The sequence below is a fragment of the Natronomonas gomsonensis genome, from assembly GCF_024300825.1.
Taxonomy (GTDB): Archaea; Halobacteriota; Halobacteria; order Halobacteriales; family Haloarculaceae; genus Natronomonas; species Natronomonas gomsonensis.
In genome coordinates, this window is sequence record NZ_CP101323.1 from 2,633,972 (window position 1) to 2,652,244 (window position 18,273).

Below are 18,273 nucleotides of genomic sequence, written 5' to 3' on the forward strand. Positions count from 1 at the left end.
TCCCGCGGCGGGCCACCGGACTCCTGCCGTGTTCGCCGCGGGTTCGGGTTACGTCACGACCGTCGGTGGCCGCGGCTCCGTATATAAACCTCAGCCGTGCCGCCTGTTTTCGGGTCGAGCCCACTACAAAACGAGCCAGCCGGCGATTCCGAGCAGGACGACACCCGAGATGCGCTGGAGCCACGGGCTGTCGCCGCCGAATTGTCCCGAGAGTGCGCCGACACAACCGAGGTAGGAAGCGGTGATGACGGCGTACAGCGCGCCGAGCACTAGCATTCCGGCGGCGGGGTTCGCTTCGGGTGCAAACCCCGGCAGAAAGGCGAGGAAGAACAGCGCGACCTGTGGGTTCAACACGTTGACTGTCAGGCCCTGCAGGAAGGGCTTTCCGGCCGTCGTTTCCCGTGTGTCGCCGTCGGCGTCGCGAAGCGACTGCACGCCGAGGTAGGCGAGATAGACCGCCCCGAGCGTGACGACGACCGTTCGGGCCTCGGGGACGGCGGAAAACAGCGCGGCGAGGCCGAACGCCGCCGCGGCGGTGTGGACGAGAATCCCCGTCGAGACGCCAAGTGCCGAGAGAACGCCAGCGCGTCGCCCCTCGCCGGCGCCGCGTGCGAGGACGTACGCCGTGTCCGGCCCCGGCGTCAGAATCAGGGCGACGGCGGCGGTCAGATACACCGCGAGCGTGGCGGCCTCGAACACGTTTATCGGTTCTCGCGTTCGGTCAAATCGCTGTCGACCGCGGCGACGTTACGCTCCGTCGCCGTCTTCGCTCCCCGAGAGGCCGTCGTCGCCGCGTTCGAGCGCCGGCGGGGCGTCGTGGTACTCGGAGTAACCGTCGAACCAGCGGGCGATGCGCTCCAGACGGTCGACGACGTGGCCGGGTTCGCCGGACCGAGACAGTTCGTGGCCCTCACGTGGATAGCGGACGAGTCGGGTGTCGACGCCCTGCTTGCGGAGGAACAGGTAGAACAGTTCGCCGTTGTTGACGGGGACGCGGTAGTCGTCGTCGGCGTGGACGACGAGCGTCGGCGTCTCGACCGATTCGACGTGGGCCGCCGGCGAGTGTTCCCAGAGGAACTCGGGGTCCTCCCACGGCGTCGCGTCGAAATCCCACTCGACGAGGTGGAAGGCGTCGGTCGACCCGTAGAAGGAGTTGAGTTCGTAGACGCCGCGCTGGGAAACGGCGCCGGCGAAGCGGTCGGTGTGGCCGATTAGCCAGCCGGTCATGTAGCCGCCGAAGGAGCCGCCGGTGAGGAACTGCTGGGAGTCGTCGACGTAGTCGCGTTCGCACACTTCGTCGACGCCCGCGAGCACGTCAGTGCTCGTCACCGCGCCCCAGTCGCGTTCGATGGCAGCCATGAACGACTCGCCGTAGCCGGTCGACCCGCGCGGATTCGACCAGAAGACGACGTAGCCGCGGGCCGCCAGCGTCTGGAACTCGTGGAACATCGTTCCGGCCGTCGACCACATCGCGTGGGGGCCGCCGTGAATCTCGACCGCGAGGGGGTAGGTCTCGTCCTCGTCGAACTCCGGTGGGTGGAGCACCCACCCCTGTATCTCGACGCCGTCGTCGCTCTCGAAGCGGATTCCCTCTGGTTCGGCGACGTGGTGAGTCTCGAAGTAGTCCGAATTGACGTTCGTGAGTCGGCGTTCCTCTCCTTCCTCGGTCAGGAACACGTCGCCGCGGTGGCTCCACTCGCTTTTCGTCACGACGACGCTGCCGTCGCGGGCGTCGAAGGCCGTCACGTCGCCTTGGGCGACGACGACCCCGATATCCTCGCTGTCGGTGTCGACGAGCGGCCCACGCCGTACCTTCCGGTGGCCCTCGTCGGGCGTCGAGAACAGTAGCGCGTCGCCGTCGAAAGCGAAAGCGCCGGCCATACGGTCGATGCCGGCAGTCGGTCGGACGGTCTCGCCTGCCTCGCGGTCGAACACCTCGATTTCCCGTTGTCGGATGGTCGGCCGGTCGGGTTCGGTGTAGGGGTAGGCGAGTGTCCCGTCGGCGGTCGCCTCGATGTCCAACTCCCAGGCGGTCGTCGTCGTCACCGTCTCGCGGGCCAGCGTCTCGAGGTCGAGGGCATCGATGTCGTACTCGATTGAGTCGTCGGGTTCTTCGCCACGTTTGACGCCGTAGTACAGCGTCGCCTCGTCGCCGAACGTTGGCGCGACGAAGTCGAAGTCGCCGTCGGTGTGGCGTTCGACCGCCTCCGAATCGAGGTCGACGGTGTAGACGTGGCTCCGCGTTCCGTCGAAGTACTGCTGGTCGGCGCGGTACACCATCCGGTCGATGACGCGTGGGTCCGGCGTCTCCCGCTCGTAACCGTCGTCGGCCGCGAGGTCCTGACTCGCCCGGCGTTCGGCTTCGGTGGCCCGTTGGGTGAACGTCAGCGCCTCGCCGTCCGGTCGCCACGCTATCGAGGACACGTCGCCGACCACGTCAGTCACCTGTCGGGCCTCGCCGCCGTCGGTCGGGACGACGTACACGTCGGCGGTCTCGTCATCACTCCGGACGAACGCCAGTCGGTCGCCGGACGGCGAAAAGCGCGGTTCGGTGTCGCTGCCGCCGGTCGTGAACGGTTCGGCGTCGGCGCTGCCGTCCGCCGGGACGGTGTAGACGTTCCGGTCGTAGCTCTCGTCGTCTGCCGGGTCCTCGTGGACGAAAGCGACCGTCTCGCCGTCGGGCGACAGCTGGGGGTCCGACACCTGAACGATGTCGCGATAGTCGGCGGCCTGAATCGGCTCCATGGCCGTCCGTCGGCCGCCGCGGTGGTAGGTCTTTCACTCGGAGCACTCGCAGTCAGCGGCCGAACGCTCATTTCGACGCCGGACGATGCGCCACGTATGGCCCTCCCCGATTTGCTCCCGTCCGACCGCTGGCTTCCAGCACCGACCGCCACGCTTGCGGTGTCGGCGGCCCTGTTCGGCCTCCAGATGGTCACGATTGGAACCCTCCCACAGCGAGCAGCGGTGGCCGTCGCCGTCGGAACCGCCCTCCTCGGCGGCGCGGCGCTCTTCGTCGCCCTCCGGTTGTACGCACCGCTTCTTTCGGGCGTCCTCGCCGTCCCGCTCGTGACCGTCGACCTACCGCTACTCGGCACCGTCGTCCTCCCCTGTGTCCTCGCCGTCGCCGGAGTCGAATACGGGGGTCGGCGACTGCTCGGCCACAGCGAGGTTCGACTGTCGGCGGCGACGGAAGCCTCGCTCGTGGCTGGCGTCGCTGTCGGGGCGCTGTGGACCGGGATGGTCCACGTGTTGTCACCGGGCGGCGACGATTTCGGCGTCGTCGCTCGGTCGGTCGGCGTCGAAGGGTACCTTGCGCCGCTGGCGGAACTCGCCTTCGTCGCGTTCGGTCCCCTCCTCGTGGTCGGATTGCCGGTCGCACTCGCCACTCGATTCGGCCTGCTCTCGCCGCTTCTCTTCGCGGCCGTCGAAGTTGGGTCCTTCCTGTCGGAACCCTCCGGCGGCGATACGGTCGGGTCGGCGGCGAGTCTCCTGTGGCCCGCCGCGGTGCCGCTGTTGCTCGGCGCCGCCGCCATCGAGCTGTGGGTGCGTCGTGAGGCAGTCCCGGCGCTCGGCGCTCGGCTCGCCGGCAGTTGAGGCCGCCGCGACGAACAAAGCCTTTACCGGCTGGGTAGCGTACGGAGTGTAAATGGTACTCGACGACTTGGGCAGTTCCCTCCGGGGAACGCTCGACAAGTTACAGGGGAAGACGACCCTGAGCGAGGACGACGTCGAGGAGATCGTCAAGGAGATTCAACGCTCCCTGCTCTCCGCGGACGTCGACGTCTCGCTCGTGATGGACCTCTCGGATTCCATCCGGGAGCGCGCACTGCAGGAGGAACCGCCGGCCGGCACCACCGCGAAAGACCACGTCCTCAAAATCGTCTACGAGGAGATGGTCGAACTCGTCGGCGAGTCGACGGAGCTCCCGCTGGAGGAACAGACCATCATGCTCGCCGGCCTCCAGGGGTCGGGGAAGACCACCAGCGCCGCGAAGATGGCGTGGTGGTTCTCGAAGAAGGGCCTCCGCCCGGCGGTCATCCAGACCGACACGTTCCGGCCCGGCGCCTACGACCAGGCCAAACAGATGTGCGAACGCGCCGAGGTCGACTTCTACGGCGACCCGGACAACGACGACCCCGTCGATATCGCTCGGAAGGGCCTCGAAGAGACGAAAGACGCCGACGTGCGCATCGTCGACACGGCCGGTCGCCACGCCCTCGAAGACGACCTCATCGAGGAGTTAGAGCAAATCGAGTCGGTCGTCGACCCCGACCGGAACCTCCTCGTCCTCGACGCCGCCATCGGTCAGGGCGCAAAAGACCAGGCCGAACGGTTCCACGATTCGGTCGGCATCGACGGCGTGATGATAACGAAACTCGACGGGACGGCAAAAGGTGGCGGTGCCCTCGCCGCCGTCGACCAGACCGATTCCTCCATCGCCTTCCTCGGGACCGGCGAGGAAGTCGGCGACATCGAGCGGTTCGAACCCTCCGGGTTCATCTCCCGATTGCTGGGGATGGGCGACCTCAAACAGCTCTCCGAGCGGGTCGAACGCGCGATGCAGGAGACCCAAGAGGAGGAAGATTGGGACCCCGAGGACCTGATGAAAGGGGAGTTCACCCTGAAGGACATGCGGAACCAGATGAACGCGATGAACAAGATGGGCCCGCTCGACCAGGTGATGGACATGATTCCTGGCTTGGGCGGCGGCATCAAGGACCAACTCCCCGACGACGCGATGGACATGACCCAGGACCGCCTCCGGGACTTTGAGGTCATCATGGACTCGATGACCGAAAACGAACTGGAGAACCCCCGCTCCATCGGCCAGAGCCAAATCGAGCGCATCGCCCACGGCTCCGGGAAGGACGAGGAGACCATCCGTGAACTGCTCGAACAGCACAAGATGATGTCCCGGATGATGAAGCAGTTCCAGGGGATGGGCGACGGCGACATGCAGCGGATGATGAAACAGATGCAGGGCGGCGGTGGCGGCGGTGGCGGCGGCGGTCTCGGCGGAATGGGGCCGTTCGGCGACTAAAAACGTCGTAGTTGATGGGTTGCCTTTTGACACGAAAAACGATTAGTGGTCACGCCCAGTCGACTCACACATGTCGCCCTCCACTCGATTCGGTCGTCTCAGCCCCTATCGGCTGGCCATCCTCGTCGTCTTCTTGGGCCTTTTCGGCGCTGGGGTCGCGTTCACCGATGAGCCCCTTGCGCCGACTGTCCTCGTGATGGGGGTGCTCGTGGCGGTATATCTCCTCGCCAGCGCCTTCGATTCGGTCCGTGACCACCCCCTTTTCAACGTCGCCAACGCGGCGTGGCTAACTGTCGTGTTCGTGCTGTGGTACGTCTCGACCGACGAGAGCATCGTCGTTCTTGCGTTCGCCGTCCTCGCGGCGGTCGGCACCGCCGTCGAGGCGTACAACTACCGCAACGACACGTCGTATCTCCGCATCGATTTCTGAACGTGATTCCAGCCGTATCTGTGGCGGCACCTAGTCTCAAGTGTCCCTGCCGAGACAGAAGGGTATGGCAGACGAGCCAAATCCACAGCTACAGCCCATCCTCGATATGGTCAACCAGACGCCGCCCCTCGAAGAGGTCGGCGTGGAGGGTGCCCGACAGCAGTTCGACTCCGTGGCGGATTTCACGCCCTCGTATGAGGTGTACGACGAATACGACACCACCGTCGCCGGCGCGACCGAAGAGCTAGACGCCCGCGTCTACCAGCCCGGCGAGGGCGAGCGACCGGTGCTCGTGTACTTCCACGGCGGCGGCTTCGTCGTCGGCGGACTCGACACCCACGACAACGTCTGTCAGAAAATCGCCGAGGAGAGCGGCTGGACGGTCGTCTCCGTCGACTACCGACTGGCGCCGGAACACCCCTTCCCCGCGGCGCTGGAGGACGCCTACGCCGCCACCGAGTACGTAGACGAAAACCCCGAGGCGTTCGGTGGCGACGGCACGCTCGCGGTCGGCGGCGACAGCGCCGGTGCGAACCTCTCGGCGGGCGTCTCGCTCATGGCCCGTGACGCCGAACTCGAAGTGACGTCCGACGTTGTGGGACCGGACATCACCCATCAGGTGCTGTTCTACCCCGTCTGTGGGTCGCCGTTCGAGGAGTACGACAGTCGCGAGGAGAACGCCGAGGGGTACTTCCTCGAACGCGAGACGATGGAGTGGTTCCAAGACCAGTACGTCCAGTCACCGGTCCACTCCCGAAACGAGTACCTCGCCCCGCTTCTCGCCGAGGACCTCTCGGGACTGCCGCCGGCGACGGTCGTCACTGCAGGCTTCGACCCCCTTCGGGACGAGGGCAACCGCTACGCCGAGGCGCTGGAGGACGCCGGCAACGAGGTGTTCCACGCCCAGTACGACGACATGATTCACGGCTTCGTTAGTTTCCTTGGCTTCGTCGATGCCGCTGAGGACGCGATTCGCGCCGCATCGAGCGGTCTTGAGGCCGAACGCTGAGGTATCTCCGGGCCTGGTTCGTTCCACCCGAAACGCAACCGTTTCCACCGCCCCGCCCCTGTTTCGACTCGAATGGCCCCCTCCGTCGGTTCGATACTCGTCGGCGACGTGTTGCCGCGAGTGCTCACCATCGCCGTCGCCATCGCGGGCGGGGTCACCTTCGCGAACCTGCTCGTCGCCTTCGGCGTCATCGATTACATCGCGACGCTGTCGCGGCCGCTGACCGGTCCCGCGAACCTCCCCGACGAGGTCGGTGGCGCCATCATCACCACGGCCGCGTCGACGACGGCGGGCTACGGCATGCTCGCGGAGTACCGCGATTCCGGCTTGCTCGACGACCGTGCGACGCTCGTCGCCGTCACCATCAACACGTTCTTCGGCTTCGTCCAGCACATCTTCACCTTCTATGCACCCGTCCTGATTCCGATTCTCGGACTCCGCGTCGGCCTGCTGTACGTCGGCGCCCGCGCTGGCGTCGCACTCGCGATTACGCTCACCGGTGTCGCGTTGGGCGCGCTGTTGCTCTCGGCGAAGAATGTCGACCCCGAGGCGATGGCGGGTGGCGAGGGCGACGGGGAAGCCCCTCCCGACGCGCGAGCAGACGGCGGCGAGAGCGACGACTCCGAGAACGGACCGCCCGAGACGACCCGCGGAAAACTCCGCGAGGCCGGCCGCTCCGGCATCGAGAAGACGTGGGACATCCTCCCCCGACTCGTCGTCGTCTACACCCTCGTCGTCCTGCTGACGACGTACTACGACCTCGAAGCGCTGACCGGTGGCGCCGCCGACCCGCTGGCGACGCTGACCGGCCTGCCCTCTGCGGCCGTCCCCGTCATCGTCGTCTACGCCTTCGACACCACCAGCGGTGCCGTCACTATCGCCCCGCTCATCGAGGACGGCGTCTTCACCGCCCGAACCGCCGTCGCCACGATGCTGCTCGGCGGTATCGTCTCCTTTACCGTCTCGACGTTCAAGCGGTCGGTTCCGTTCCAGTTCGGCATCTGGGGGACGGAGTTTGGCACGAAAGTCGTCGTCGTGAACACGACGCTGAAGGTGGTGTGGATTGCTGTCGCGTTGGCACTGCTGTTGGCGGTTTGAGACTCAAAAAACAGCGACGTGTCGAGCGCTTCGGAGCCGACCGTTCGTGTGGTCAGCTCTCGATTGGGATGGCCTCGCCGGGGGCGGTGCCCTCGGCGATGGGGATGGTCACTTCGAGGACGCCGTTGGTGTACTCGGCTTCGATGTCGTCGTCGACGACTCGCTTGGGCAGGCGGAACGACCGATAGTACCGCTTCCGCCGGCCGCGGTCGTCGTCGGTGTGTTCGGCGGCGACGTAGAGTCGGCCGTCGTCCCAGCGGAGGTCGATGTCCTCGGGGTCGAACCCGGGCATCTCGACGCTGAGGACGAAGGCGTCCTCCTGTTCGTACAGTTCGAAGCCATCCTCACTCCCGTCCGTTCCGAACAGGCGAGACGGGAGACCGAGGTCACTCGTCCACGAACCTGACGGTGTGGTCGGGAATGCCATCTTGGAACACCTCCACTCGACGGTATGTGCTCGCTTCGAAATAAATTTTTCGGAAGTTTATTTACTGGTCCCCCTCTCGCTGCCCTTTTGAAGCCGCCGCCCGTACCGCCGGTCGTGGAACTCCTCGCGACGACCAACGGCGGGCTCGAGACGATTGCTGCGGACGAACTCGACGACCTCGTCGGCGCCGATGCCGACAGACACCACCGTGGCGTCGTCGCGTTCAGTGGAAACCAAGACGACGTTTATGACCTCCACTACCGCTCGCGGACCTGCCACCGCATCATGGAGGTACTCGTCGACGCGCCGGTTGCGGAACTCGAAGATGTCTACGACCGCACGCGGGAGGCCGACATCGCCACCCACCTGCCCTTTGCCGACTTCGGCGTCGTCGGCACCCGACACGGCAGCCACGACTTTACCAGCGTCGACGTGGCCGAGCGGGTCGGACAGGCCGTCATCGACGACTACCGCGAGTCGACCGGTGACCGTCTCCCCGTGGATTTGGACGACCCGACCGTGCGACTGGAGGCGTATCTCTACGACGACCGGTTCACGCTGGCAATCGATTTGAGCGGTGAGTCGCTGCACAAACGTCCCTATCGGGTCTGTGAACACGACGCGCCGCTTCGCTCGACGTTCGCCTACTCGATGCTCCGTATCGCTGGCTACGAGGCCGACGACCGACTCATTGACCCGATGGCGGGGTCGACGACGATTCCAATCGAGGCGGCGCTGGCGGCGACCGACCGGGTTCCCTATCCCGGGTTCGAACCGGCGCTCGACGCACTGCCGCGCTACGACGGTGAGACCTTCGAAGAGCGGCGGGCCGCCCACGAACCAGTCGATGCCGACCCCAATATCGAGGCCCGGGAAATACGGGCGCGGTGGCGGCGCTGTGGGCGCGTCAACCGCGACGCGGCGGGCGTCGAGTGCGTCGACATCATCGAAGCCGACGCCCGGGAAGCGACGCTCGATGCCGACTGCGTCGTCACGAACCTCCCGTTCGGCATCCGGGTCAGCGAGGACCTCCGGGAGCTGTATTCGGCGTTCGCCGACCGCCTCCGTGAGGGCTCTGTCGACCGCTGTGTCGCGCTGACGACGAAACCCGAACTGGTGCCGCTGGAGCCAGTCGAACAATACGACGTTCCCTACGGTCGCCTTGAGGCCACTATCGCCGTCTACGAACCCTGAGCGGTCTCCGAGCGGCCGTCTCATTGGACGACTGTCGAGGATTTCACCGCCGGTTCGATACCTTTATGAACAATCGTGTTATACAGCGGAGTATATGCGAAACCCTGTCCGTGTCCGTGGTTCGCAGCTCCTCCTTGTAGGCGTACATTGCTGATTCTCCGGTCCGACCGCACCGCCTTCGACCGCACTTTCAAACCCTACAAATGAGCACCGAACCCCGATCCGACGCCCAGCCGATGACCGACGCCCGAACGACAGCAATCACCGCCCGTGGCCGCAGCGACCCGTGGGCCGACGAGGACGCGACGCCGTCACTTACCGCCGCCCGCGCACCACGACAGTTCGAGCCGACCGTCCGGGAGCGACTTCGCAACCTCATGGACGACGAGAACGCCTACTGTAGCTGAGCGGTCTGTGTCTCCGCTTCCCGTGGGAGTTCCGTGACCAACACGATGGCCTTGCCGTCAACGACGACCTCTCCGTCGCCGTCGTAGACGGTCGTCGTGAGTTCGAACTTCTCTTTCCCGAGGTCTTCGACCACCTCACAGACGGCGGTAATCGTTTCGCCGACTTCGACGGGCCCGAGGAATCGGAGGTCCTGTGAGAGGTAGATGGTCAGCCCCGGCAGCCGTGCCAGTGCCGCGCTGATGAGCCCCGCCGTGAGGATACCGTGGGCGATGCGCCCGCCGAATCGTGTCTGCTCGGCGAAGTCGTCGTCGAGGTGTATCCGGTTCGTATCGCCCGTCGCCTCGGCGAATCCCCGGACGTCCGCCTCGGAGAGTCCCTTCCGGAAGCGGACGGCGTCACCGACCGACAACGCCCCCTCTCCGACCCGCTCGAAGGTCCAGTCGGGGGCGTCGTAGGCCGTCGACGGCGATGTCGAGTGGGGCCGCTTGATACGCTCGGTCCAGTTCGAGGTTCTCCGGGAAAGGTGCGGCAGGTAATACGAGAGGTCCGTCGTGGTGACGATACCGACGAGCTCCCCCGCCTCACAGACGGGAAGCCGGTGGATGTCGTGGTCCGCTAGCAGCGTCGCCGCCGCCTCGATTTCGGCGTCCTTCTCGATGGTGATCAATTCGCCGGGTATTAGTTCCCGTACCGTCAGCGACTCCGCGTCGGCGTTCTCGGCGAGGAGCGCGACCATGTCTGATTCGGTGATGATACCCACCGGCCGTCCGTCCTCACACACGACCAGCGATCCGATGTCGGCGTCCCGTAACGCCCTCGCGGCCGCCGCCCCCGTCGCCTCGGGTGAAACGGTTTCGACGGGTGCCGACATCACGTCCTCGACGGTCAGTGAAACGAGCATATCCAGTCGATGGTGGCCCCGCCCAAGAGCCTACGGGAGAAGGTATTACGTCCCGGAACCCCACCTTGGGGCATGACGCGGCCGTCGTGGCTGACCGAGCCCCACCCGCGGGTCGTAGACGGCTCGCTGCTCGTCGGGGTGGGATTCGTCCTCGTTACGGGCGTCGTGAGTCTCTATTCGGGACGCCCCAGTCGAGCGTGGGTGTTCCTCACCCACGGCCTCGGTGGTCTCGTACTCGCCGCTCTCGTGGTACTGAAACTTCGGCGGGTTCGCAAGCGAGTCACCGGCGGCGCCTGGACCGCGGTCACCGCCATCTCCGTGCTGCTTGTGACCGTCACCGTCGCTGCCCTCGCAAGCGGCGTCGCGTGGGTGTTCGGCGCCTCCTTGGACCTCGGCCCGTGGGGTCTGCTCAACCTCCATATCGGCCTCGGATTGGCAGTCGCGGCCCTGCTCGTCGCACATCTCCGGTTCCGGTTCCGCCTCCCCGAGCGCTCGGACTTCGAGGGCCGCCGGACCGCGCTGCGCTACACCGCCCTCGTCGTCGCCGGCGCGGCCACCTACCGGCTGCAGGGTGCGGTCAACGCCGCACTCGAAACGGCCGGCAGCCAGCGGCGATTCACCGGTTCCCGCGAGGAGGGAAGCGACGACGGCAACGGCTTTCCAGTCACGAGTTGGGTCGCCGACAGCCCCGCCCCACTCGACCGCGAGACGTGGTCGCTTTCCGTCGATGGGGTGGTTTTCGACCCCCTCGAACTCGACTACGACGACCTCGCTCGCGACGAACGGCGGGCACTCCTCGACTGTACCAGCGGCTGGTACTCCGAACACGACTGGCAGGGCGTCGCCGTCGGCGACCTGCTCGACGCCGCCGGTCCCGAAGACGACGCCGAGTGGGTGTCGTTCCGCTCGGTGACCGGCTATCGCTGGAGTCTCCCCATCGAGGAGGCTCGCGATGCGCTGTTGGCGACCCACGTCGACGGCGAAGAACTCAGCCACGGTCACGGCTTTCCCCTCCGCCTCGTCGCTCCCGGCAGACGCGGCTTTCAGTGGGTGAAGTGGGTCGAGGAAGTTCGAGTCACGCGCCGCCGCGACAACAGCGAGCGGCTGGCGATTTTCGTCAGCGGCTTTCGGTAGCGTCGACCGGCCGGCCGTCTTCCGTCGGCGGCGCGACGTGGTCGATGAACGACTCCACGTCTGGCTCTTTCACGCGAACGCGGACGTGAATCTCGCCGAGTTCGCTCCCCTCGCCGACGGCGAAGTTGACCGCCCCGCGGAAGGCGGCCTGCTTCTTCAACTCGAAACTGAAGGTGTCGCCCTCCTGTCCGGCGAAGAACTGCCCGCGGGCGGTGTCGAGGATGGCCTGCTCGTGGAGGCGCTCCGAGAGGTGGTCCAGCGAGTGACACGTCGCCAGCAGTTCGCCGGGGTGGGACTCGATTTCGGCCTCCGGGAAGAGGTTGTGAATCGCATCTGCCACCCGGTCGGTCACTTCCGTGTCGTTGACTGGCGCCGTAATCTGAACGTCGATGCTGTATATCATTGTAATATCTCCTGCACCTGGCTCCTGAACTCCTCGAGCGTCCCCGTGTTTTCGACGGTGATGTCGGCACGCGCCATCGCCTCGTCGAGGCCGAACCCCAACTCGCGTTCGTCGCGGGCGGCGAGGTTCTCGCCGTCCCCGTCGACTTTGTCCCGGCCGCGTTCTCCGATGCGTTTCTCGCGGAGTTCGAACGGCGCCTCGACGCTCACGAGGACGAACGCCTCGCCGAAGCGCTCCTCGAAGGCGTCGACCTCCACGCCCGAGCGGATGCCGTCGACGAGGACCGTATCGGCCTCCGCCAGTGCCTCCTCGATGTGCGGTAGCGACTCCTCGGCGATGGCCGCCGGGCCGTTCTCCTCGCGGAGCGCCTGGGCGATTTCGCCGTGGTGTTCGGCCGGGTCTAATCCGCGGTTGCGACACTCCGCGCGGATGACATCACCCATCGTCACGACCGGGATGTCGAGTGACTCGGCGACGGCGGCGAACTCGCCTTTGCCGCTGCCGGCCAACCCGACGGTTCCGATGACTCGCATTCACTCCGAGATACCTCCCTGTCGGGCTTGAAGGCTTTGCTCGGCGGCCGTCACGCTCATCCCCCGGCGTCACCTATCCCAACCATGTCCGAACGCTCGTTTCTCACCCGCGCGCTGTGGTTCGTCTTCATCGGCTGGTGGCTCACGCCCGTCCTCGTCAACGCCGCGTGGCTACTGGGACTCACCGTGATTCTGCTCCCCATCTCGGTGAAACTCATCAACCTCGTCCCGACGGCGCTGACGCTGAAGACGCCCAAATCGACGCTTGACCCCGACTCCGCCCGCGGTCAGCGCAACCTCCTCGTGCGGGCGCTGTACTTCGTCTTCGTCGGCTGGTGGCTGAGTTTCCTTTGGGCCAACGTCGCCAACATCCTCGCCGTGACGATTATCGGCTTGCCGGTCGCAATCTGGATGCTGCATCGGCTGCCGTTCGTGCTGTCGCTGTATCGGTACGACGGCTGATTCGCACCGTTTTTGAGGTGGGGTCCGCTATTCGGTGGTAGGGCACGTAGCTCAGCTAGGATAGAGCGTCGGACTTCTATCCGCACCGGGCTTGCGGTGTGGGAAGCCATCCGACGGCCGTGGGTTCAAATCCCACCGTGCTCGCTCTCCGTTCGGTCGTCACCCTCGCAGTTCGTTCACGAAGTTTCGACGTGTGCGGACATTCAACCGTTAGATTTTCATAATTTTTATACTGGCTGGAGGGAAAAATTGTCTGGCCTCGAATGGTCTGGACTGACGAATTAACATACGCAGTCGTAAGCCAATCTTCGTCCGGATTCGGCGACCTGTTCGGATTTTTCCTGTTCGTGTTCTATTTGATGTTCGCGCTGGGTGTTTCAGTTTGGATACGCGGTGATGCGGTCAAACGGGGGAGCCAGCACCCGACGTTGTGGGGACTTGCGGTTGGGGCGCTCCTGTTCTTCGCTGTGATTCCCGGTGTGGTCGCTACTGCTGTCTACTTCTACGCGCGTAGGAATTTCACTTCGTAACTGCCCGCTCGATGGAGGTATCGGGCGATAATCGGTCGAGTCTCGATGGCGACCAGCCGACCGCTCTCGCGACCGCCTCGACCAACGCCAACCTCCAAACTCATGTTTCACGATATTCGTCATAATCTTGCACGTATGTATTCAAAATAGCGTAATAGGTTGTCTAGAGGAAAGATTTATTACTTCTCTGCGGATGTATGTGGATGTAATGTCCGCAAGTGTCCCACCGTACGTGGGGTCAGCAAGCTACGCACCGTGTCCCGAGTGCCGAGAAGGGGCCCTCACGTGGGACCCCGTCGAAGGAACGAGTACCTGTGGGGTGTGTGAAAACGCTCGGTGACCTCGACCGACCGCTCTGGCATCTGCCATTACCGCCGACGCCGCTTTGCGGCGTCACCCGCCGGCTCCGTGGGCCGGCGACTCCTGTCACCGACTCCGCCCTGCTCGGGCGGACGCCGTGGCGCTCTGTCCACCGCTGCGGCATTCGTTTTTGCCTGATACCAGTAGACTCAGCGACCGCTACTCGTTCGATAAAAGCGCTCTCCAAGGGATGAGTGGCCTCCCTACTCCTCGAACCCGTCTTCGAACCGGAATGTTCCGTCCCTTTGGACGACTTCGCCGTCGGCTTCGATGTAGGAGTCCTCGCTCATGTCGACTATCATGTCGACGTGGACGGCCGATTCGTTCTGCTCGCGGCCTTCGCCGACGGTGTCGGGGTAGGCGCGTCCGACCGCCATGTGGACGGTGTCGCCCATCTTCTCGTCGAACAGCATGTTGTAGGTAAACCGGTCGATGTCGCGGTTCATCCCGATACCGAGTTCGCCGAGTCGACTCGCGCCTTCGTCGGTCTCCAGTACCTCGGTCAGCAGGTTCTCGTTTTGGTCGGCAGCGTGTTCGACGACTTCGCCGTCCTCGAAGACGAGGTGGGCACCCGTAATCTCACGGCCCTGATGGTACAGCGGCTTGTCGAACAGCACCTCGCCGTTGACGCTGTCGACGACGGGAGCGGTGAACACCTCGCCACCGGGGAGGTTCTTCTCGGCGTAGTCGTTGATGGTCACCATCCCGTCGACGGACATCGTCACGTCTGTGGTGTCGCCACTCACGATGTGGACCTCGTCTGCGGGGTCGAGAATCTCGACCATCCGCTGTTGGTGCTTCCGTTGGGCTTCCCAGTCTTTGTTTACGGCGTCCCAGACGAAGCCCTCGTAGGCCTCGGTGGACATGCCCGCGAGTTGGGCGCTGGCCTGTGAGGGGAACTGCGTGAGACACCAGCGACTCGAGAGGGCAGCCTCCTGTACCGGCTGGTTCGCCCGCGAGCGGACGGCCTGCGTTTCGGGGTCGACATCGCTCGTCTCGGTGGCGTTTCGCTCCGCACGGACGCGGATGAGCACGTCGCTTTCCTCGTACAGCGCCTGGGTGTGGGTCGGCGTCTCGATCTTCTCGTCGTCGACGGCCTTCAGGTACGCCCGAGATGCGCGGGCGTCGTTGGCGAGATACACCGGCGTTGCACCCCGGTCACCGACGACTTCGTGGAGGGCGACCGCGAGGTCCTCGGCGACGCTCGGCGCGCTGATGACGACGTTGTCGCCCGCCTGCACGTCCGTCGAGTGGTCGACGATAATCTCTGCGTGTTCGCGAATGCGCGGGTCCATACCGAACATGTCGTCGCCCGGACCTATACGCTTTCGACTGTGCCGGCGAAGCAACGGATAAGTTACCCGCCGTGGTAGTGGGCTCCATGTGGCGCCGCCGGGACAACGAGGAGGTGACCTGTATCGCCTGCGGCGAGTCGGTCCCGCGTTCGGAGGCCCGCGAGTACGACAAACACGGCGACCGCTGGGACCGCGAGGACAAGGCCTTCGAACACCTCTGTAAGCCCTGCTATCGCGAGTTGTGTCATCTCCCTCGAAGCGGTCTGGAGACGCTGTTAGAAGACATCGACACCGGCGGTCGCACGCGTGCGGAGTTCCTCTCCGAGTACGTCGAACGCGTCGAGAGCGACCGCGAGGCCGAATCCCGAGACTAATCCAGCGCGTACATCGTGTGGTCGTACAGCGAACTGCCCTTCACCTTTACACAGCCACCGGTGTACAGCGTGCCGTCCCGGAAGATAGGTGACCCGAAGGTACCGGCGACGCCCGGCAACTCGATGCGCCACTGGGCGTCACCGCCGTCGGCCGAAAACGACGCCACCTCGTTGCCACCGACGTGAACCATCCCGCCACCCACGCCGATGCCCGTCTTGGCGACGTGGTCGACCATCCCGGACCACTGGCCCTCGCCACTCGCCCGGTCGAGGGCGACGACCCGCCGTGGCGTCGTCGTGTAGACCCGCTCGTCGTCGACCGCCGGCGTGGTGTTGACCCCTCGCTCGAAGGTCGCTTCCCACCGCTCGTCTCCGTCTCCGCCGACGGCGTACAGTCGGCCGGCGTCGGTGCCGACGTACACCGTTTCTCCATCGGACTTCGAGACCACCCGCGGCCCCTTGTGTACCGCCCCGTCGAGGTGCTTCGACCACCGAAACTCGCCGTCCCGACTCAACGCGAGCAGGCTACTGGTGTCGTCTTCCCGCGCCGTCGTCGCGACGTACACTGACTCGCCGACCGCCGGCGTGGCGAAGATGTCCGGCGCCGACAGCGTTCGCGTCCACAGTTCTGCGCCGGTGTCGAGGTCGCGTGCGGTCACCGCTGTCTCCTCGCCGTCGACCAGTGGGACGAACACCGTCCCGTCGGCGACGACCGGACTCGCCGAGACGGCGAGCGGTTCACGCCACCGCCTTTCGCCGGTAGCGGCGTCCAGCGCCCGCAGTGACGCCGTGCCGCCGCGGTCGATGATGTTCCGTCGGCCGACGATGTCGCGGGCCGACCCGACGACCGTTCCGGCGTCGACCGCGGCGGTGAAGCCGTGGGTCAACCCGCCCATCTCGACCTGCCAGTCGACGGTCCCGTCGGAAAGCGAGACGGCGGTCAGTTTCGTCTCGCTGCCGACGTACAGTCGGTCGTCGTCGACGCCCGGCGTCGACAGCGTGAACTGCCCCGGCAACTCCTGGGTCCACGTCGCCGAAAGCGGTGCGTCCTCGAGCGTCCGGGCGGGCGTGCTGGTTGGCTCCAAGCCCGCCGTCGCGTCGACGGTTCCGGTCCGATACCCCGCCGTACAACCGGCGAGACCGGCCGCAGAGACGCCGGTGGCCGCGAGGAGGGCACGGCGCGAGAGGCGGCTATCCATGCCCATCACTTCGACTCCGCGGCCAAAAGCCCGCCGTTCGTTTCGGGGTCGTTCGGTCCCCCGTGCGACACGCCTAACTACTCGACCACACAACTCCTCGATATGACTGACCGCGACGAGCAGGCGTACGCCGGCACTGCGGAGGGGCAGGGCCCCGTCGTCATCGACGAGGAACTCGCCCGCCACCTCGCCAACAAGCGCGAGGAACTGTTCGAGGAGTTCGAGATTCGCGACGAGTTCCCGAGCGAGGTGTTGGAGGAAGCCGAGGAACGCGCCAACGACCCCGAGGGCGACATCGAGACGGAACTCGACGAGCGGAAAGACCTCCGGGAGTTGACGACGTGGACGACCGACCCCGCCGACGCACAGGACTTCGACGACGCCATCTCCATCGAACGCACCGAGGAGGGCTACCGCCTGTGGGTTCACATCGCCGACGTGACCCACTACGTCAACCCCGAGACGGCGATGTGGGAGGAGGCCCAGAAACGCGGCAACACGGTCTATCTGCCGGGGTACACGATGCACATGCTCCCGCCGATTCTGGCGGAGACAGTGTGTTCTCTGGTCCCCAACGAGGACCGACTCGCCCACACCGTCGAGATGCACATCAACGGCGAGACGCTTTCGCACGAATCCATCGACATCTACAAATCCGTCATCCACTCCGACGCCCGACTGACCTACAACGAGTGTGAGGAGTCGCTGGACGACGAGGGCCACGACCTTCACGAAAAGAACACCCTCGCCTACGAACTCGCCGAGAGACTCCACGAACAGCGCAAGGAGGACGGCTCGCTCGTGCTCAACCCCAAGCGGGACCGCGCCCACACCATCATCGAGGAGTGCATGCTGAAGGCGAACAAGGCCGTCACCCACACCCTCCAGTGGGACCGAGGGCTCGAAGCCATGTTCCGGGTCCACCCCCAGCCGACGCCCGACGAGTGGGACGAGGCGCTCCGGGAGATTCAGGACCTCGAAGGCGTCTCGATTCCCGGCAACACCTGGGACGACCCCCGGAAGGCCGTCAACGCCACGCTCGAAGAGGCGCCCGGCCGACAGCTCAACAAGATTCAGTGGGCCGTGATGAAGGTGATGCCCCGCGCCAAGTACATGTCCGACCCCTTCGGCGGCCACCACGCGCTGAACTTCGAGATTTACGGCCACTTCACCTCGCCAATCCGCCGCCTGTCGGACCTCGTCAACCACTGGATTATCTACACCAACGAGGTGCCGGAGGGCATCGCCGACCTCTGTGACCACGCCAGCGACAAACAGAAGGACGCCGAAACCTGCGAACGCCAGTACAAGAAGTTCCTTGAGGAGGTCGGCCTCGACCCCCACGCGGTGAACAACCGCGGCATCGAGGTCGTCGAAGACCCCGAAGACGCCGACTACACGGTCTGAAACGCGCTGTCGACGCCGGTCCAGTAGCGGCAACCGACCGGGGTTCGCGGCAGATACTTGCCTGC

General features: G+C 65.4%; 19 protein-coding genes and 1 tRNA gene. 12 read left to right on the top strand and 8 right to left on the bottom strand.

The window, feature by feature from the left end:
• Window positions 1–123 precede the first annotated feature (123 nt).
• Together NMP98_RS14030 and NMP98_RS14035 are read right to left on the bottom strand one after the other, a co-directional pair.
• Window positions 124–699 carry a LysE family translocator gene (locus NMP98_RS14030; protein WP_254858505.1) on the bottom strand — a complete coding sequence of 192 codons (576 nt, stop codon included), beginning with the start codon at window positions 697–699 and terminating at the stop codon, window positions 124–126.
• A 48-nt stretch (window positions 700–747) separates the two neighbouring features.
• Window positions 748–2,745, bottom strand: a complete 1,998-nt coding sequence (locus NMP98_RS14035; protein WP_254858506.1) for a S9 family peptidase — start codon at window positions 2,743–2,745, stop codon at window positions 748–750.
• Between the two features lie 96 nt (window positions 2,746–2,841).
• Here NMP98_RS14035 and NMP98_RS14040 point away from each other — a divergent pair, with 96 nt between their 5' ends.
• The 5 genes from NMP98_RS14040 (at window position 2,842) to NMP98_RS14060 (ending at window position 7,581) form a co-directional block, all read left to right on the top strand.
• The gene (locus tag NMP98_RS14040; protein WP_254858507.1) at window positions 2,842–3,597 is read left to right on the top strand and encodes a hypothetical protein; all 756 of its coding nucleotides are present in this window, start codon (window positions 2,842–2,844) and stop codon (window positions 3,595–3,597) included.
• A gap of 52 nt (window positions 3,598–3,649) precedes the next feature.
• Entirely contained in the window at window positions 3,650–5,044 is a 1,395-nt protein-coding gene (locus NMP98_RS14045) for a signal recognition particle protein Srp54 (RefSeq protein WP_254858508.1), read from the top strand.
• A 70-nt stretch (window positions 5,045–5,114) separates the two neighbouring features.
• On the top strand, window positions 5,115–5,474 hold the full coding sequence (locus NMP98_RS14050; protein ID WP_254858509.1) for a DUF8064 family membrane protein: 360 nt from the start codon (window positions 5,115–5,117) through the stop codon (window positions 5,472–5,474).
• A 64-nt stretch (window positions 5,475–5,538) separates the two neighbouring features.
• Window positions 5,539–6,483: a LipP1 family hormone-sensitive lipase gene (lipP1, locus tag NMP98_RS14055; RefSeq protein WP_254858510.1), complete on the top strand. Its 945-nt coding sequence runs from the start codon at window positions 5,539–5,541 to the stop codon at window positions 6,481–6,483.
• 72 nt (window positions 6,484–6,555) lie between these two features.
• On the top strand, window positions 6,556–7,581 hold the full coding sequence (locus NMP98_RS14060) for a nucleoside recognition protein (RefSeq protein ID WP_254858511.1): 1,026 nt from the start codon (window positions 6,556–6,558) through the stop codon (window positions 7,579–7,581).
• Between the two features lie 52 nt (window positions 7,582–7,633).
• Here the strand turns inward: NMP98_RS14060 and NMP98_RS14065 are convergent, their stop codons facing one another.
• On the bottom strand, window positions 7,634–8,008 hold the full coding sequence (locus tag NMP98_RS14065) for an Hsp20/alpha crystallin family protein (RefSeq protein WP_254858512.1): 375 nt from the start codon (window positions 8,006–8,008) through the stop codon (window positions 7,634–7,636).
• Between the two features lie 114 nt (window positions 8,009–8,122).
• On the opposite strand from NMP98_RS14065, the gene NMP98_RS14070 reads away from it, so the two are divergent.
• On the top strand, window positions 8,123–9,202 hold the full coding sequence (locus NMP98_RS14070; protein WP_254858513.1) for a THUMP domain-containing class I SAM-dependent RNA methyltransferase: 1,080 nt from the start codon (window positions 8,123–8,125) through the stop codon (window positions 9,200–9,202).
• 203 nt (window positions 9,203–9,405) lie between these two features.
• On the top strand, window positions 9,406–9,609 hold the full coding sequence (locus tag NMP98_RS14075) for a hypothetical protein (RefSeq protein ID WP_156708463.1): 204 nt from the start codon (window positions 9,406–9,408) through the stop codon (window positions 9,607–9,609).
• Here NMP98_RS14075 and NMP98_RS14080 read toward each other — a convergent pair.
• Window positions 9,597–10,511, bottom strand: coding sequence for a CBS domain-containing protein (locus NMP98_RS14080; RefSeq protein ID WP_254858514.1), 915 nt, complete (start codon window positions 10,509–10,511; stop codon window positions 9,597–9,599). The two genes, NMP98_RS14075 and NMP98_RS14080, sit on opposite strands and share 13 nt — an antisense overlap.
• 72 nt (window positions 10,512–10,583) lie before the next feature.
• Here NMP98_RS14080 and NMP98_RS14085 point away from each other — a divergent pair, with 72 nt between their 5' ends.
• A complete protein-coding gene (locus NMP98_RS14085) occupies window positions 10,584–11,645 on the top strand; it encodes a molybdopterin-dependent oxidoreductase (protein ID WP_254858515.1) in 1,062 nt (353 codons plus the stop codon).
• Here NMP98_RS14085 and NMP98_RS14090 read toward each other — a convergent pair.
• Together NMP98_RS14090 and NMP98_RS14095 are read right to left on the bottom strand one after the other, a co-directional pair.
• Window positions 11,629–12,048: an RNA-binding domain-containing protein gene (locus tag NMP98_RS14090; RefSeq protein ID WP_178915229.1), complete on the bottom strand. Its 420-nt coding sequence runs from the start codon at window positions 12,046–12,048 to the stop codon at window positions 11,629–11,631. The genes NMP98_RS14085 and NMP98_RS14090 overlap by 17 nt on opposite strands.
• Complete coding sequence (locus NMP98_RS14095; RefSeq protein WP_254858516.1) at window positions 12,045–12,581, bottom strand: AAA family ATPase; 537 nt, start codon at window positions 12,579–12,581, stop codon at window positions 12,045–12,047. Before NMP98_RS14095 ends, NMP98_RS14090 begins: the two co-directional genes overlap by 4 nt.
• A gap of 84 nt (window positions 12,582–12,665) precedes the next feature.
• On the opposite strand from NMP98_RS14095, the gene NMP98_RS14100 reads away from it, so the two are divergent.
• Both NMP98_RS14100 and NMP98_RS14105 read left to right on the top strand, forming a co-directional pair.
• Window positions 12,666–13,043, top strand: a complete 378-nt coding sequence (locus tag NMP98_RS14100; protein ID WP_254858517.1) for a YccF domain-containing protein — start codon at window positions 12,666–12,668, stop codon at window positions 13,041–13,043.
• Window positions 13,044–13,083: 40 nt separating this feature from the next.
• Window positions 13,084–13,187: transfer RNA gene (locus tag NMP98_RS14105), tRNA-Arg, on the top strand.
• A 949-nt stretch (window positions 13,188–14,136) separates the two neighbouring features.
• Here NMP98_RS14105 and NMP98_RS14110 read toward each other — a convergent pair.
• Window positions 14,137–15,228: an aminopeptidase gene (locus tag NMP98_RS14110; RefSeq protein ID WP_254858518.1), complete on the bottom strand. Its 1,092-nt coding sequence runs from the start codon at window positions 15,226–15,228 to the stop codon at window positions 14,137–14,139.
• Window positions 15,229–15,314: 86 nt separating this feature from the next.
• Here NMP98_RS14110 and NMP98_RS14115 point away from each other — a divergent pair, with 86 nt between their 5' ends.
• On the top strand, window positions 15,315–15,602 hold the full coding sequence (locus NMP98_RS14115; protein WP_254858519.1) for a DUF7562 family protein: 288 nt from the start codon (window positions 15,315–15,317) through the stop codon (window positions 15,600–15,602).
• On the opposite strand, the gene NMP98_RS14120 is transcribed toward NMP98_RS14115, so the two are convergent.
• Complete coding sequence (locus NMP98_RS14120; protein ID WP_254858520.1) at window positions 15,599–16,807, bottom strand: outer membrane protein assembly factor BamB family protein; 1,209 nt, start codon at window positions 16,805–16,807, stop codon at window positions 15,599–15,601. The two genes, NMP98_RS14115 and NMP98_RS14120, sit on opposite strands and share 4 nt — an antisense overlap.
• Window positions 16,808–16,903: 96 nt before the next feature.
• On the opposite strand from NMP98_RS14120, the gene NMP98_RS14125 reads away from it, so the two are divergent.
• Window positions 16,904–18,208 carry a ribonuclease catalytic domain-containing protein gene (locus NMP98_RS14125; protein WP_254858521.1) on the top strand — a complete coding sequence of 435 codons (1,305 nt, stop codon included), beginning with the start codon at window positions 16,904–16,906 and terminating at the stop codon, window positions 18,206–18,208.
• The last annotated feature ends 65 nt before the right edge of the window (window positions 18,209–18,273 follow it).